Below are 15,685 nucleotides of genomic sequence, written 5' to 3'. Positions count from 1 at the left end.
CCAGGCACAGCAAGTCGCGTACCGCACGAACGGACGTGCGGGATGCGGGCTCAGGCGGCATAAGACGGCGCGTAAAAGAGCCGGTTCAGGAGCTTGCGCGCCGCTGGCGCGAGTTCGCCCGCCGTGAGGCCCGCGGGGCCATCGCCTTGTGCGCACAGCGTGTCGGCGGCGAGGCCGTGCAGATAGACGCCCGCGAGTGCCGCTTCATAGGGCGGCAGGCGCTGGGCCAGCAGCGCGCCGATCATGCCGCCGAGCACGTCGCCGGTCCCGCCCGTGGCGAGGCCCGCGTTGCCGGTGGGGTTGACGGCGACGCGGCCGTCGGGCGCGGCGACCACGGTGCCGCTGCCCTTGAGCACGGCAACCGCCGCATAGCGGCCGGCAAGGGTTCGTGCTGCGGCGAGGCGGTCGCGCTGCACCGCGGCGGTGTCGCAGCCGAGGAGGCGCGCCGCCTCGAGCGGATGCGGCGTGAGCACGCAAGGCGCGCCGCGCGCGGCTGCCGATTGCGCGACGTGTGCCGCGAGCGCCTCGTCGCGTGCGACCAGATTGAGCGCGTCGGCATCGAGAAGTACGGGGGCGTGAAGGCGCAGGATGGCGTCCACGAGCTGGCGCGCCGAGGCGCTGCCGCCCATGCCGCAGCCCGCGGCGACGGCGTCCATCGCGCCGAGCGCGAGCCTGGCCGCCGCGTGCAGCATGAGCTCGGGGTGCGGGGCGTCGTAGGGCGGCGCGTCGCTGCCCAGGAAGCCCACGTGAACCTTGCCCGCGCCGGTGAGGAGCGCGGCGCGCGCCGCGAGAATCGGCGCGCCGCACATCCCCGTGTCGCCGCCCACGACGGCGAGCGTGCCAAACGTGCCCTTGTGAGTGGCGAACTCGCGTGCGGGCAGCGCGGCGGCGAAGAGCGCGGGCGCATTCAGGCGCGCCGCACCCGGCGTGCCTTCCGTGTCGATGCCGATCGGCGCGACCGTGACGGCGCCTGCATGGTCGCGCCCGGCGCCGGTGTACAGGCCGGGCTTGGCGGCGATGAAGGTCACGGTATGGGTCGCGCGCACGGCGGGGCCGCTGCCGACCACGTTGCCGGTGTCGCTGTCGAGCCCGCTCGGCACGTCGAGCGCGAGCACGTGGCCATGGCTGCGCGCGCGCGCCGAGAGGCTCTCGGCGAGTTCGGCGAACACGCCTTCGAGCCCGCGCGCGAGGCCGATGCCGAACATGCCGTCGACGAGCCAGCCGTAAGCCTCCAACGATGCGGGCGCCGACGCGGTAATGGGCACGCCCGCCGCGTGCGCTTCGGCGAGCGCCCAGCGCGCGTCGTCGGGCTTGACCTCGACGGGCATGCAGACTTCCACGGCGACGCCCGCGCGATACAGAACGGTAGCGACGACGAGCGCGTCGCCGCCGTTGTTGCCTGGCCCGGCGGCGAACCAGACCGGCTTGTCGCTCGCCGGCGAGGGCGCGTGCGCGAGCTGCTCGCTCAGGAAGTGCGCGGCGGCGGCGCCTGCCCGCGCCATGAGCGCGTGGGCAGGCAGGGCCGACTGCGCGGCGACTTCGGCCCCGCGCAGCTGTTCGACGGTCAGCAGCGGGACCGCCCGATCGTGCGGGTAGAGGAGCACCGGTTGCCCGGCGCCAAAGGAGTGGGGTGCGTGCGTCATGACGATGCGGTCCTCGGAGGCGACATCGCAACGATACCCGAGCGAGCCCTCAGACGGCATGCCCCAGGCGCGCGATGGACTGGCGCGGCGGCGCCGCAACGCCGTACCGGCGCTCGCCGCTCAATCGCGGCCCGGCGAGAGCGCCTTGACGGTATCGGCCGGCAGGTCGGGCGGTGCGCTGGAGATCTGCTGGGCGATGAGACGCGCCGAACCGAGCGCAAGCGCCCAGCCCGCCGGCCCGTGGCCCGCGTTGACGTACAGGCGCGGATGGCCCACGCTGCCGACCGCAGGCAGGCCGTCGGCGGAAAGCAGCTTCATGCCTTCCCACGCAAGCGCCGCCGAGATGCGCGCGGCGCCCGGCGCCCAGTCGCGCGAAGCCTCACCGAGCAGCGCGAGAGCGTCTTCGGTAAGCGCTTCGGGCAGGGCGTCGTCGACCTCCTGGGCGCGCAGCAGCACGGCGGCGCCCGAGATGCGCAGCCGGTGATTCATGCGCGCGATGGCGATGCGCTTGCCGGCGTCGACGATCGTCGTCTGCGGCACGCATTCCTCGTGCGCCACCGGCGAATTGAGCGTGTGCATGCGCAGCGGATAGAACGGCATCTTGAGGCCGAGCGGCGCGACGAGCCGCGGCGTTTGCGCGCCCGCGGCGACCACGACGGCGTCGCCCGAGATCACCTCGACGTCGCCCGAGCGGCCCGCTTCGTGCGCAGGCGGCGCGAGTTCCACCGCCGCGCGCCGGTCTTCGAGGCGGATCGCGCTGACCTCGCGGCTCATCTCGAACTGCACGCCGCCCTGGGCGTCGAGCACCTGCTTGAGCAGCTTCACGAAAAGCGGGCAGTTGGCCACCCGGCCGGTCTCGAAGCGCACGCCGCCCGCAAACGGCGGATCGGCGGGGATGGCAGGGTCGAAAGCCACGCATTCCGCGGGTGAAAGTGCGTGATGCGGCGTCTCGAAGCGGCGCAGCAGTTCAAGGGCCGGTTGCGTGAGCGACCATTCGTCGTTGCCGCGCACGAGGTAGAGCAGGCCGTCGCGCTGCTCGTAGTCGAGCTGGAAGCGCGCGTCGATGTCGGCGAGCGCCGCTCGCGCCGACTCGATGAGCGGGCGCAGCAGCGCATAGCGCCCGGCAAACGCCTCGGAGCCGTGCAGCGTGGCGAGGCGCCTGACGAAACCGTGCGCGTGGCCGCGCCAGCCGGTCTTGCTGATCACGCCGCCGGACGATTGACGGCCGTGGCGCAGGAAGGTGGGGCCGAACCAGACGTCGAGCGGAGTGGGCAGCGCAATGCCGCTATGCCCGTAGGTCGCGCCTTGCGCGACGGTGGCGTGGCGTTCGATCACGCAGACGCGATGCCCGGCCGCGCGCAGCTGCCAGGCGGTAGCGATGCCGGCGATTCCGCCGCCGATGACGATGACATCCATGACGATACGATCTGCAGGCAGGTGGCGCTCGCTCGGGTGAGGGCGCGCTGCCGAAGGTGGGGCGCGCGGCGCGCCGAAGCCATGCCCGGGTGCGCCGATCAGACGAAACGCGCAATGATAGCAGCGAAAGCGTCCGCGTCGCCATGCGCGAGGCCGGGTCGCCACATGCGTTTCGAGCCGCTGCCGGGGCGGTCAGGACAGGCCTTCCGGGTTATAATCGCGGTCTCCCTTCGCCTGACCGTCGCCATCCCCGCGCGACGCATCGCCACCTTGCGACGTGTTTCGCGCGAGGCGAAGCCGCGACGCAACTCTGACGCAACCTCGACGCAACGCCCCAGTCCATGGCCCACTTCTCGTGTTTCCCCGGTGCTTCGGCCCTTTCCGACTTCCGTCAGACCCGCCTGCTCGAGACGCTTCAGCGTATCGACGCCAACATCGTCGGCGTGCACGGCCAGTATCTGCATTTCGTCAACTCGGCCGCGGCGCTTTCCGCTGACGACAGCGCGAAGATCGAAGCGCTGATGCACTACGGCGCGCCGTTCGCGGCCCCGCAGGAGCGCGGCAGCGCGCTCACGTTCCTCGTCGTGCCGCGCTTCGGCACGGTGTCGCCGTGGGCGAGCAAGGCCACGGACATCGCGCACCATTGCGGCCTCGAACAGGTGCGCCGCATCGAGCGGGGCGTCGAATACACCGTGGTGCTCAAGTCGGGCCTGCTCGGCGGCAAGAAGACGCTTTCGGAAGAGGCGCACGCCGCTGTCGCCGCGGCGCTGCACGACCGCATGACCGAAAGCGTGGCGCCTTCGCGCGACGCGGCACTGCATCTGTTCGACGAACTGCCGGCGAGGCCGATGCAGACGGTGGACGTGCTCGGCCACGGCCGTGCGGCGCTGGAAACGGCCAATGGCGAACTGGGCCTCGCGCTCGCCGACGATGAAATCGACTACCTCGTCGAAAACTTCAAGAAGCTCGAACGCAACCCGACCGACGTCGAACTGATGATGTTCGCGCAGGCCAACAGCGAGCACTGCCGCCACAAGATCTTCAACGCGAGCTGGACGATCGACGGCCACGATCAGGATATGTCGCTTTTCGCGATGATCCGCAACACCGAGAAGATCAGCCCGCAGGGCACGATCGTCGCGTACTCGGACAACTCGTCGATCATGGAAGGCGCGGTCGCGGAACGCTGGTTCCCGCGCAGGAACAACGCCGAAGGCACGTCGGGCGAGCCGGGTGAGCGCTACGGCCGCCACACCGAACTCACGCACACGCTGATGAAGGTGGAGACGCACAACCATCCCACGGCGATCTCGCCGTTCGCGGGCGCGGCAACGGGCTCGGGCGGCGAAATCCGCGACGAAGGCGCGACGGGCCGCGGCGCGCGTCCGAAGGCCGGCCTCACGGGTTTCACGGTGTCGAACCTCGATCTGCCCGACGCGCGCGAAGCCTGGGAAGACGCCCGCGACGCGGCCGTGCCGCTCGCGCTGCGCAATCCGGCCGACACCGAGGGCGCGAACGGTACATACGGCCGCCCGGACCGCATCGCGTCGCCGCTGCAGATCATGATCGACGGCCCGCTTGGCGGCGCCGCGTTCAACAACGAATTCGGCCGGCCGAACCTCGGCGGCTATTTCCGTACTTACGAACAGAACGTGGCGGGCACCGTGCGCGGCTATCACAAGCCGATCATGATCGCGGGCGGCCTCGGCAACATCAGCGCGCAGCACACGCACAAGCACGACCTGCCGGCCGGCACGCTGCTCATCCAGATCGGCGGCCCCGGCATGCGCATCGGCATGGGCGGCGGCGCGGCCAGCTCGATGGCCACCGGCACCAACACGGCCGAACTCGACTTCGACTCGGTTCAGCGCGGCAACCCGGAAATCGAGCGTCGCGCGCAGGAAGTCATCAATTCGTGCTGGCAACTGGGCGAGCGCAACCCGATCCTGAGCATTCACGACGTGGGCGCGGGCGGCCTTTCCAACGCCTTCCCGGAACTCGTCGACGGCGCGGACAAGGGCGCGCGCTTCGAACTGCGCAAGGTGCAGCTCGAAGAGTCGGGTCTTTCGCCGCGCGAAATCTGGTCGAACGAATCGCAGGAACGCTACGTCCTCGCAATCGCACCCGCCGATCTGGCCGAGTTCCAGGCGATCTGCGAGCGTGAGCGCTGCCCGTTCGCCGTCGTGGGCGTCGCGACCGACGCGCGCGACCTGAAGCTCATCGACACCGACGAAGCGGCGCTTGCGGCCAACGGCGGCCACCAGCCTGTCGACATGCCGATGGACATCCTGCTCGGCAAACCGCCGCGCATGCACCGCAACGTCGAGCACGCGAGCGTGCCGCTGGCGCCGGTCGAAGTCACGGGCGTCTCGCTCGACGAAGTGGCGCAGAGCGTGCTGCGCCACCCGACCGTGGGCAGCAAGTCGTTCCTCATCACCATCGGCGACCGCTCGGTGGGCGGCACGACGGTGCGCGACCAGATGGTCGGCCCGTGGCAGGTGCCGGTGGCCGACTGCGCGATCACTGCGCTCGACTACGCCGGCTACAAGGGCGAAGCGATGACGATGGCCGAGCGCACGCCGCTCGCCGTGATCGATGCGCCCGCATCGGGCCGCATGGCCGTGGGCGAGGCGATCACCAACATCGCGAGCGCACCCATCCTGTCGCTCGACAAGCTCAAGCTCTCCGCGAACTGGATGGCCGCGTGCGGCGCACCGGGCGAGGACGCCGCGCTGTACGACACCGTGAAGGCGATCGGCATGGAGCTGTGCCCCGCGTTGGGCATCGGCATTCCGGTGGGCAAGGATTCGCTCTCCATGCGCACGAAGTGGAACGAACAAGGCGTGGCGAAGGAAGTGGTCGCGCCGGTTTCGCTCATCATCTCGGCGTTCGCGCCGGTCGACGACGTGCGCCGCCACCTCACGCCGCAACTGCGCCGCGCCGACGAAGCGGGCGAGTCGGTGCTGATCGCGATCGATCTGGGCCGCGGCAAGCACCGCATGGGCGGCAGCATCTTCGCGCAGGTCACGCAGCAGGTCGGCGACGCGGTGCCCGACGTGGACAACGCCGAAGACCTCAAGCAGTTCTTCACGGCCATCCAGCAACTGAACGCAAACGAGCAACTGCTCGCGTACCATGACCGCTCGGACGGCGGCCTGTGGGCGACGGTCTGCGAAATGGCCTTCGCGGGCCACACCGGCGTGTCGCTGAACGTGGACATGCTCACGCTCGACAGCGAGCACGAATCGGACTACGGCGACGCCAAGGACTGGGCGAAGCAGACGAGCGGCCGCCGTGAAGACCGCACGCTGCGCGCACTCTTCTCCGAAGAACTCGGCGCGGTGATCCAGGTGCCGGCACAGCAGCGCGACGCCGTGATGGGCGTCCTGCGTGAGCATGGCCTCTCGGTGTGCTCGCACGTGATCGGCACGCTGAACAATCGCGACTCGATCGAAATCTACCGTGACGCGAAGCGCATCTACGAAGCGCCGCGTGCGCAGCTGCAACGCGTGTGGAGCGAAGTGAGCTGGCGCATTGCGCGTCTGCGCGACAACCCCGCGTGCGCCGATTCCGAATACGACGCGCTGCTCGACGCCGCCGATCCGGGCATGCAGCCGCATCTCACGTTCGATCCGGCGGAAGACGTCGCCGCGCCGTTCATCGGCAAGGGTGCGCGTCCGCGTGTGGCGATCCTGCGCGAGCAGGGCGTGAACTCGCACCTCGAAACCGCGTACGCGTTCGACCGCGCCGGCTTCGACGCGCACGACGTCCACATGAGCGACCTGCTCGAAGGCCGCGCCACGCTCGCCGACTTCGCGGGCGCGGTGGCCTGTGGCGGCTTCTCGTACGGCGACGTGCTGGGTGCGGGAGAAGGCTGGGCCAAGACGATCCGCTTCAATGCGAAGCTCGCGGACATGTTCGCGGCGTTCTTCGCGCGTCAGGACACGTTTGCGCTCGGCATCTGCAACGGCTGCCAGATGATGTCGAGCCTCGCCTCGATGATCCCGGGTGCGCAAGCGTGGCCGAAGTTCACGCGCAACAAGTCGGAGCAGTTCGAAGCGCGCTTCTCGCTGGTGGAAGTGCAGGGCTCGCCGTCGATCTTCTTCAATGGCATGGAAGGCTCGCGCATTCCGGTGGCGGTCGCGCATGGCGAAGGTTTCGCGGACTTCTCGCAGCAGGGCGACATCTCGAAGGTTGCGGTGGCGATGCGCTACGTCGACCATCGCGCCCTGGCGACCGAGGCCTACCCGTTCAATCCGAACGGCTCGCCGCAAGGCATTACCTCGGTCACGACGCCCGACGGCCGCTTCACGGTGCTGATGCCGCACACCGAGCGCGTGCAGCGCACGGTGACGATGAGCTGGCACCCCGAAGCCTGGGGCGAGGCAAGCCCGTGGATGCGTGCGTTCCAGAACGCGCGCAAGTGGGTGGGCTAACGCGCCTCGCGAACCTCGCGGACGTTTGACGCCAGGGGTAGCGATAAACAAAAACCCCGCGCCCTTGACGGTCGCGGGGTTTTTTTCGCAGCACTCAGAGCCGCGTGCAGCCTTACTGAATCTTCGCTTGCTTGCGCAGATTCTCTTCGAACGCCTGCAGCTTTTCCTGCTGGATCTGCTGGACGATCTGCGGGCGCACCTGCTCGAGCGGCGGCGGCGTGACCGGGCGGATGTCGTCCACGCGGATGATGTGCCAGCCGAACTGCGTGTGCACCGGCGTATCGGTCATCTGGCCTTTTTGCAGGTGCGTGGCCGCAGCCGCGAATTCCGGCACATAAGCCTTCGGATCGGACCAGTCGAGGTCGCCGCCGTTCTTGGCCGAGCCTGGGTCCTTCGAGTACTGCCTTGCGAGGTCTTCGAAGCTGGCGCCGGCCTTGATCTTCGCGATGAGGTCCTTGGCCTGCTGCTCGTTGTCCACGAGGATGTGGTGCAGGTGGTATTCGCTGCCGCCCGCATCCTTGGTCAACTGGTCGTAACGCGCCTTGACTTCGGCGTCGCTCGGCTGATTGTTCTTCACGAAGTTTTCGATCAGCGCGCGCAGCACGACGGTTTGCTGTGCCACGGCGATCTGCGCCTTGACGTCCGGCTTGTTCGGAATGCCTTCGCGGATGGCTTCCTGCATGAGGATTTCGCGATTCACGAGCTCTTCACGCACGGCCATCTGCAGCTGCGGCGAATCCTGCTGGCCTTGATGCACGAGCTGCTCGACCAGTGCATCGGCGCGCGCTTTGGGAATCGGCGTGCCGTTCACGACGGCGATGTTCTGCGCAAAGGCGGGAGCCGCCGCGCACGCAGCCAGCAACACCCAAAGATGGGTTTTCTTCAAGGTCATCGGAAAGTCCTAACGGGGCGAACCAAAATGGCGAACAATAACAACGAAATCTAACGTGGGGCCTACCGGGGCAGCGCCGCGGCTTCTTCGGGCGTGAGCGCCGTGATCGCGAGTGCGTGAATGCCGCGCTGCATGGCCTCGGCCAGCGCATCATACACCATGCGATGCCTTGCCACGCGGGCTTTCCCCGCGAATGCGGGCGCAACGATCGTGACATGATAGTGACCGCCGGCGGCGGCACCCGCGTGTCCGGCGTGCTGCGCGCTGTCGTCGCGCACGTCGATGGAAACGGGCGCAAGCGCCGCACTCAGGCGCGTTTCGATGAGCGCCATGCGCTCGGCGGGGCTGGCGTTGAGAAAGACGTCGCTCATTCTTCCTCCTTCATGTAACGCGAAAGCCACAGGCTCTGGCCGACGATGAACACCACGAGGATGCCGGTCGCGCCGAAGAGCTTGAAGTCGACCCACGCGTCGGTGGAGAAGTGGAACGCCACGAAGAGATTGAGAATGCCGAGCAGCGCGAAGAAGATCGACCAGACAAAGTTCAACTGTGTCCAGATGCGCGGCGGCAACGTGATTTGCTTGCCCATCATCGCTTCGATAAGGTTCTTGCCGAATGCCACCTGGGAAACGAGCAGCACGACCGAGAACGCCCAGTAGAGCACGGTGGGTTTCCACTTGATGAAGGTCTCGTCGTGCAGCATCAGCGTGGCGCCGCCGAACACGACGACGATACCGAGCGAAAGCCACAGCATCGGGTCGACCTTGCGGTGACGGAACGCCACCCACGCGATCTGCACGAGCGTAGCTCCAATCGCCACGGCGGTAGCCGTAAAGATGCCCCACAGCTTGAAGGCGACGAAAAAGAGGATGATCGGGAACAGATCAAACAGGAATTTCATTATCGGCCTGAGAGTTGACGAAATGAGCCCGGCAAAAGGGGCACGACGCTTTCAAGGCCCCGGACTACCCAGCGGCGCCCCGCGCGGGGCGCGGGGCGGCCTTGCCAAGCGTTTACTTGGGCTCGAATTGTAACGCAGCCGAATTGATGCAATACCGAAGGCCAGTCGGGGCCGGACCATCTTCGAATACGTGGCCGAGGTGCGCGCCGCAGTTCTTGCAGCGCACCTCGATGCGCAGCATGCCGTGCGTGCGGTCGGTTTTCTCCTCGATCACCTCGCCGTTGATCGGCCGGAAGTAGCTCGGCCAGCCGCAACCCGCGTCGAATTTCGTGTCGGACTCGAAGAGGGGCGTGCCGCAACACACGCAGTCATACACGCCGCGATCGAAATGATCCCAGTACTTGCCCGTGAAGGCGCGCTCGGTGGCCGCATGGCGCGTGACCTGGTACTGGCCTTCGTCGAGCTGCTCGCGCCATTGCTCGTCGGACTTGTAGCCGGGGTAGGAAGGGGAGTTGTGGTCGTCCTGGCTCATGTCGGGTTCCTGTCGGAAGGGAAACAAGGATCAAATAGATGGGGGCGCGCTCACGAAGAGCAACTGACTTCGAGCGAACTCGCCCAGTCGGGCGGCAGCCCTGCGTACGACGCATGCTCGGGCTGCTCGTCGAATGGCCGCTCGAGCACCCTGGCGAGCCGTTCGACTTCGCTGAAGTCCTTCTGCGCGGCGCGCTCGATCGCCGTTTGCGCGAGGTGATTGCGCAGCACGTATTTCGGATTCGTGCGGTTCATCGCTTCGGCGCGCGCGGCGTCGTCGCGTGTTTCGTGCGCGAGGCGCGCGCGGTAGTCGGCGGCCCAGGCGTCGAAGGCGGCGCGATCGAGAAAGAGATCGCGCACCGGCGTATCCCCGCTCGCGTCATGCATCGAGACGCCCGCGAGATGGCGATACGTCAGCGTGAAATCGGCACGGTTGGCATGCATGATTTCGAACAGCTTGTTTGCGAGTGCGTCGTCGCCTTCGCGCTCGTGTTCGAGGCCGAGCTTCGCGCGCATGCGCGCTTCGAGCGCGGGCGCGAAGTGCCCCTTGAAACGTTCGAGCACGCCCTGCGCGTCGGCCACCACGCGCTCGCCGCGCTTCTTTTCGTCGGCGATGTCGTAGTGCGCGCCGAACAGCGGCACGAGCGCCTGCGCGAGGCAAAAGAGATTCCAGTAAGCGATCTGCGGCTGCATGCGGTACGCGTAGCGGCCCTGCGAGTCCGAATGATTGCAGATGTGGTTGGCGTCGAAGCCGTCCATGAAGCCGAACGGACCGTAGTCGATGGTGAGGCCGAGGATCGACATGTTGTCGGTGTTCATCACGCCGTGGCAGAAGCCTACGGCCTGCCACTCGACCATCAGCGCCGCCGTGCTGCGCACCGCTTCGTCGAGCAGGGCGAGGTACGGGTCGTCGGCATCGCGCAGCCGCGGATAGAAGCGCGCGATCACGTGGTCGGCGAGCGCGCGCAACGCGTCTACGTCGTCGTGGGAATAGAAGTGCTCGAAGTGGCCGAAGCGCACGAAGCTCGGCGACACGCGCGTGACGACTGCAGCCGTTTCCATCTCTTCGCGGCGCACGGGCTGGTCGGAGCCGATCACCGTGAGGGCGCGCGTGGTCGGAATGCCGAGATGATGCATGGCCTCCGAGCACAGAAACTCGCGGATCGACGAACGCAGCACCGCGCGGCCGTCGCCCATGCGCGAGTAAGGTGTGCGGCCCGCGCCCTTGAGCTGGACCTCGTTGCGCCTGCCCTCGTGCTCGACCTCGCCGAGCGTGAGCGCGCGGCCGTCGCCGAGCTGCCCGGCCCATACGCCGAACTGGTGGCCGGAGTAGACCGTTGCGTGCGACATGGTCGAAGGCGAGCGCTCGCGCGTGAAATTCCCGCTGAAGAACCCGGCGAACGCGGGATCGGCGAGAACCGATGCATCGAGCCCGAGTTGCGCGGCCATGGCCTTCGAGAAGCCGACGACGTACGGCGCAGGCAGCGGCGCGCCGGGCAGGCGCGTGTAAAAGCGGGCGCCGAGTGTGGCGAAGGCATCGTCGCGCGGCACGGTCAATGCGCGCTCGAAGTCGGCGAGCGGACCGGTGGCGGGCGTGTGCGCAGCGGACGCGCCGCCTTGGGAGTCGGTAGTGCCTGGTGAAAACGACATATTGAGGGCCTGTTGAATACTCGATATTGTAAGTCCGCACCCGGCGGCGTGCTGGAGCACGTTCGAAGCTTGCCGGCGTGCCGGCCCGATACGCGAAAGACAAACGCGAAATCCAGACGCGCAAGATACGACACAGAATGCCGATCAACCGAGGAGACTGCAAACGATGAGTGCGCCGCTGCTGGGACAGATGATGGATGTGCCGCTCACGCTCCCGTCGTTGATCGCGCATGCGGCGCGCCACCATGGCAGCGCGCAGATCGTCTCGCGCCGCATCGAGGGCGATATTCATCGCTACACCTACCGCGAGTGCGAGGCGCGCTCGAAGCAGCTCGCCCAGGCGCTCATCGCGCTGGGCGTGGCGCCGGGCGAACGCGTGGGCACGCTCGCCTGGAACGGCTACCGGCACCTCGAAGCCTATTTCGGCGTGACCGGCTTCGGCGCCGTGTGTCACACCATCAACCCGCGGCTCTTTCCCGAGCAGATCGCGTGGATCGTCAATCACGCCGACGACCGCTACGTGCTGTTCGACACCACGTTCGCCCCGCTCGTCGACACGCTTGCGCCGCAATGTCCGAACGTGCGCGGCTGGATCGCGCTGTGCGACGAGTCGCACCGGCCGCCAATGCGCACGCAGGTGCTCTGCTACGAAACGCTGCTCGCCGCGCAGGACGGCGGCTACACGTGGCCGGAACTCGACGAACGCAGCGCCTCGAACCTTTGCTACACCTCCGGCACCACGGGCAACCCGAAGGGGGCGCTCTACACGCACCGGTCTTCGGTGCTGCACGCATACGCGGCGGCGCTGCCCGATGCGATGAGCTTCTCCGCGCTCGACGCGATTCTGCCCGTCGTGCCGATGTTCCATGTGAACGCGTGGGGCATTCCCCATGCGGCGCCGCTCGCGGGCACGAAGCTCGTGCTGCCCGGCAAGGATCTCGACGGCAAGTCGCTCTACGAACTCATGGAGGCCGAAGGCGTGACCGCCTCGGCCGGCGTGCCGACTGTCTGGCTCGGCCTGCTCGCCTATATGCGCGGCGCGGGCGTGCGCTTCTCCACGCTCAACCGCACGGTGATCGGCGGCTCGGCGTGCCCGCCCGCCATGCTGCGCGCCTTCGAGGACGAGTACGGCGTGCAGGTGATCCACGCGTGGGGCATGACGGAGATGTCGCCGCTCGGCACGCTTTCGAGACTCAACTGGGAGCAATCGAAGCGGCCGCGCGAGGCGCAGCGCGCGCTGCTCGAAAAGCAGGGCCGCGTGATTTTCGGCGTGGACATGAAGGTCGTCGGCGAGGACGGGCGGGAGCTGCCGTGGGACGGGGTGACATTCGGCGACCTGCACGTGCGCGGGCCCTGGGTGATCGACCGCTACTTCCACCAGGAAAGCGGCTCGCCGCTCGTGGACGGCTGGTTCCCCACGGGCGACGTCGCCACGATCGACCCCGACGGCTTCCTGCACATCACCGACCGAAGCAAGGACGTGATCAAGTCGGGCGGCGAGTGGATCAGCTCGATCGATCTGGAAAACATCGCAGTGGCGCACCCGGCCATCGCGGAGGCCGCGTGCATTGCCTGCGCGCACCCGCGCTGGACCGAGCGGCCGCTCATCGTCGCGGTGAAGAAGCCCGGCGCCGCGCTCACGCGTGAAGAGCTGCTCGCCTTCTTCGAAGGCAAGGTTGCCAAATGGTGGCTGCCCGACGACGCCGTGTTCGTCGACGAGTTGCCGCACACGGCGACGGGCAAGCTGCAAAAGCTCAAGCTGCGCGAGCAGTTCCGCGCTTACGTGTTGCCGACTGCGCTCGCAGTGGAGGGTTGTCCGTTCGATCCGGCGCCAGACGCCGCGAAGCGCGGATAAGCCGCCCCGGGCCGCCCGCGCGGCCGCGCAAGGTTCTCCGGCGCAGCCATCTGGCTGCGTTTTTTCTGCCGGCTTTTGCCCGCCGATCCGCTGGATTCGTGCGTTCGGTACAAACCCTGGTGTCCGCAGCGCAGCAAAAAATTGAACGAACGTTCTTTTTTGGGTATTCTGCCTGCTGACCGGGAATGTCGGACAATGAAGCCGACGACGCACCTCGCGGCCCGCAAGCATGGAGGCAGGCAAATGGCAGTGGACTACACGACTCGCGACGGCGTCGCCGTCATCACGCTCAATAATCCGCCCGTCAACGGCCTCGGGCACTCGACCCGCGCAGGCATCGTCGAGGGCCTCGCGCGCGCCGCGAGCGATCCGGGCGTCGCGGCCATTGTGATCACGGGCGCCGGCAAGGCGTTCTCGGGCGGCGCGGACATCACCGAATTCAACACGCCGAAGGCGCTGCAGGAGCCCACGCTCCACACCGTCATCAAGGAAGTCGAAAAGAGCGCGAAGCCGGTCGTGGCCGCGATCCACAGCGTGGCCATGGGCGGCGGTCTCGAACTGGCGCTCGGCGCGCACTACCGTGTCGCCGCTGCCGGCGCGCAGATCGCACTGCCCGAAGTGAAGCTCGGCATTCTGCCGGGCGCGGGCGGCACGCAGCGTCTGCCGCGTGCGATCGGCCTCGAAGCCGCGCTCAACATGATCGTCACGGGCGCGCCGGTGATGAGCGAAAAGCTTGCGGCATCGGGGCTCTTCGACGCCATGGCGCAAGGCGATCTGCTCGAAGAAGCCGTCGCGTTCGCGCGCAAGGCGGCCGACAAGCCGGGACCCCATCCGCTCGTGCGCAACCGCAAAATCGAACATCCGAACGCCGAAGGCTTCCTGCAGTTCTCGCGCAACACCGTTGGCGCGATGGCGAAGCACTACCCCGCGCCAGTGAAGTGTGTCGACGCCGTCGCGGCGGGTGTGAAGCAGGGCTTCGACCTGGGCCTCGGGTTCGAGCGCGCATGCTTCCTCGAACTCGTGCAGACGCCGGAAAGCCGCGCGCTGCGGCACGCGTTCTTCGGCGAGCGCGCGGCGAGCAAGATTCCCGATGTGCCGTCGGGCACGCCCACGCGCGAGATCCAGAAGGTCGCGGTGATCGGCGCGGGCACGATGGGCGGCGGCATCACGATGAACTTCCTCAACGCGGGCGTGCCCGTCACGCTGCTGGAAACGAAGCAGGAAGCGCTCGATCGCGGCCTTGCCACGATCCGCAAGAACTACGAAGCGCAGGTCAGGAAGGGCAAGCTCACGCAGGAGAAGGTGGAAGCGCGCATGGCGCTCATCAGCCCGACGCTCTCCTACGACGACCTCAGGCAAGCCGACCTCATCATCGAAGCGGTGTTCGAAGAACTCGGCGTGAAGGAGCAGGTGTTCAAGCGCCTCGACGAAGTCGCCAGGGCTGGCGCGGTCCTCGCCTCGAACACCTCGACGCTCGACGTCGACAGGATCGCGGCCTTCACGAAGCGCCCGCACGACGTGGTGGGTCTGCACTTCTTCAGTCCTGCCAACGTAATGAAGCTGCTCGAAGTCGTGCGCGGCAAGGAAACGGGCAAGGACGTGCTCGCCACCGTCATGCAGGTCGCGAAGAAGATCCGCAAGACGGCCGTGGTTTCGGGCGTGTGCGACGGCTTCATCGGCAACCGCATGATCGAGCAGTACGTGCGTCAGGCGCTCTACATGCTCGAAGAAGGCGCACTGCCCACGCAGGTGGACCGGGCGATCGAGAAGTTCGGCTTCGCGATGGGGCCGTTCCGTATGAGCGACCTGGCCGGCAACGATATCGGCTGGGCGATTCGCAAGCGCCGTTATCAGGAACACCCGGACATGAAGTACTCGAAGATCGCCGACCGTCTGTGCGAGACCGGCCGCTTCGGGCAGAAGACCGGCGCGGGCTGGTACGACTACAAGGCGGGCGAGCGCAACGCACTGCCTTCGAAACTCGTCGACGAGATGATCGTGGCGTACTCGAAGGAAGCCGGTGTGGAGCGCCGCAAGATCAGCGACGAGGAGATCGTCGAGCGTCTCGTGTTCTCGCTCGTCAACGAAGGCGCGAAGATTCTCGAAGAGGGCATCGCCTCGAAGGCGTCGGACGTCGACATGGTCTATCTCACGGGCTACGGCTTCCCGCTGTGGCGCGGCGGCCCGATGCTGTACGCCGACACGGTCGGTCTCTACAACGTCGAGCGCGCGATTCGCCGCTACGCGCAGCAGCGCAATGGCGAGGCCTGGGAGGTTGCGCCTTCGATCGTCGAGCTGGCTGCCCGTGGCGGTACGTTCAATTGAGCATCACTTACGGACGCAAAAGCGGACGAACAGGCG

Annotated in this window: 10 protein-coding genes; 3 read left to right on the top strand and 7 right to left on the bottom strand. The window is 67.5% G+C overall.

Going from position 1 to position 15,685, the window contains the following annotated elements; all coding sequences use genetic code 11:
- Positions 1–50: 50 nt before the first annotated feature.
- Positions 51–1,643, bottom strand: a complete 1,593-nt coding sequence (locus BHE01S_RS27580; RefSeq protein WP_042269584.1) for an NAD(P)H-hydrate dehydratase — start codon at positions 1,641–1,643, stop codon at positions 51–53.
- 120 nt (positions 1,644–1,763) lie between these two features.
- Positions 1,764–3,059, bottom strand: a complete 1,296-nt coding sequence (locus tag BHE01S_RS27575; RefSeq protein ID WP_042269494.1) for an FAD-dependent oxidoreductase — start codon at positions 3,057–3,059, stop codon at positions 1,764–1,766.
- 341 nt (positions 3,060–3,400) lie between these two features.
- On the opposite strand from BHE01S_RS27575, the gene purL reads away from it, so the two are divergent.
- Complete coding sequence (gene purL, locus BHE01S_RS27570; protein WP_042269492.1) at positions 3,401–7,495, top strand: phosphoribosylformylglycinamidine synthase; 4,095 nt, start codon at positions 3,401–3,403, stop codon at positions 7,493–7,495.
- Between the two features lie 112 nt (positions 7,496–7,607).
- Here the strand turns inward: purL and BHE01S_RS27565 are convergent, their stop codons facing one another.
- From BHE01S_RS27565 to BHE01S_RS27545, 5 genes are all read right to left on the bottom strand, one after another.
- Positions 7,608–8,387, bottom strand: coding sequence for a peptidylprolyl isomerase (locus tag BHE01S_RS27565; RefSeq protein ID WP_042269489.1), 780 nt, complete (start codon positions 8,385–8,387; stop codon positions 7,608–7,610).
- Positions 8,388–8,449: 62 nt separating this feature from the next.
- Positions 8,450–8,758, bottom strand: coding sequence for a BolA family protein (locus tag BHE01S_RS27560; protein ID WP_042269485.1), 309 nt, complete (start codon positions 8,756–8,758; stop codon positions 8,450–8,452).
- The gene (locus BHE01S_RS27555) at positions 8,755–9,288 is read right to left on the bottom strand and encodes a septation protein A (protein ID WP_042269484.1); all 534 of its coding nucleotides are present in this window, start codon (positions 9,286–9,288) and stop codon (positions 8,755–8,757) included. Before BHE01S_RS27555 ends, BHE01S_RS27560 begins: the two co-directional genes overlap by 4 nt.
- Positions 9,289–9,400: 112 nt before the next feature.
- Positions 9,401–9,820, bottom strand: a complete 420-nt coding sequence (msrB, locus tag BHE01S_RS27550; protein ID WP_042269481.1) for a peptide-methionine (R)-S-oxide reductase MsrB — start codon at positions 9,818–9,820, stop codon at positions 9,401–9,403.
- A 50-nt stretch (positions 9,821–9,870) separates the two neighbouring features.
- On the bottom strand, positions 9,871–11,469 hold the full coding sequence (locus BHE01S_RS27545; RefSeq protein ID WP_042269478.1) for a protein adenylyltransferase SelO: 1,599 nt from the start codon (positions 11,467–11,469) through the stop codon (positions 9,871–9,873).
- A 166-nt stretch (positions 11,470–11,635) separates the two neighbouring features.
- On the opposite strand from BHE01S_RS27545, the gene BHE01S_RS27540 reads away from it, so the two are divergent.
- Both BHE01S_RS27540 and BHE01S_RS27535 read left to right on the top strand, forming a co-directional pair.
- Positions 11,636–13,324: a 3-(methylthio)propionyl-CoA ligase gene (locus BHE01S_RS27540; protein WP_042269476.1), complete on the top strand. Its 1,689-nt coding sequence runs from the start codon at positions 11,636–11,638 to the stop codon at positions 13,322–13,324.
- A 243-nt stretch (positions 13,325–13,567) separates the two neighbouring features.
- Complete coding sequence (locus tag BHE01S_RS27535; protein ID WP_042269582.1) at positions 13,568–15,649, top strand: 3-hydroxyacyl-CoA dehydrogenase NAD-binding domain-containing protein; 2,082 nt, start codon at positions 13,568–13,570, stop codon at positions 15,647–15,649.
- Positions 15,650–15,685: the final 36 nt, after the last annotated feature.

The sequence above is a fragment of the Paraburkholderia heleia NBRC 101817 genome, assembly GCF_000739775.1.
In the GTDB taxonomy this organism is placed as follows: Bacteria; Pseudomonadota; Gammaproteobacteria; order Burkholderiales; family Burkholderiaceae; genus Paraburkholderia; species Paraburkholderia heleia.
Note: the sequence above shows the minus strand (reverse complement) of the source record. Positions and strands in the feature narration are given on the sequence as shown.

Excerpts from the sequence above, each read along its gene's own strand:
- msrB (WP_042269481.1), bottom strand. The coding sequence starts at position 9,820 with ATGAGCCAGGACGACCACAACTCCCCTTCCTACCCCGGCTACAAGTCC.
- BHE01S_RS27575 (WP_042269494.1), bottom strand. The coding sequence starts at position 3,059 with ATGGATGTCATCGTCATCGGCGGCGGAATCGCCGGCATCGCTACCGCC.
- purL (WP_042269492.1), top strand. The coding sequence starts at position 3,401 with ATGGCCCACTTCTCGTGTTTCCCCGGTGCTTCGGCCCTTTCCGACTTC.
- BHE01S_RS27540 (WP_042269476.1), top strand. The coding sequence starts at position 11,636 with ATGAGTGCGCCGCTGCTGGGACAGATGATGGATGTGCCGCTCACGCTC.
- BHE01S_RS27580 (WP_042269584.1), bottom strand. The coding sequence starts at position 1,643 with ATGACGCACGCACCCCACTCCTTTGGCGCCGGGCAACCGGTGCTCCTC.
- BHE01S_RS27560 (WP_042269485.1), bottom strand. The coding sequence starts at position 8,758 with ATGAGCGACGTCTTTCTCAACGCCAGCCCCGCCGAGCGCATGGCGCTC.
- BHE01S_RS27565 (WP_042269489.1), bottom strand. The coding sequence starts at position 8,387 with ATGACCTTGAAGAAAACCCATCTTTGGGTGTTGCTGGCTGCGTGCGCG.
- BHE01S_RS27545 (WP_042269478.1), bottom strand. The coding sequence starts at position 11,469 with ATGTCGTTTTCACCAGGCACTACCGACTCCCAAGGCGGCGCGTCCGCT.
- BHE01S_RS27535 (WP_042269582.1), top strand. The coding sequence starts at position 13,568 with ATGGCAGTGGACTACACGACTCGCGACGGCGTCGCCGTCATCACGCTC.
- BHE01S_RS27555 (WP_042269484.1), bottom strand. The coding sequence starts at position 9,288 with ATGAAATTCCTGTTTGATCTGTTCCCGATCATCCTCTTTTTCGTCGCC.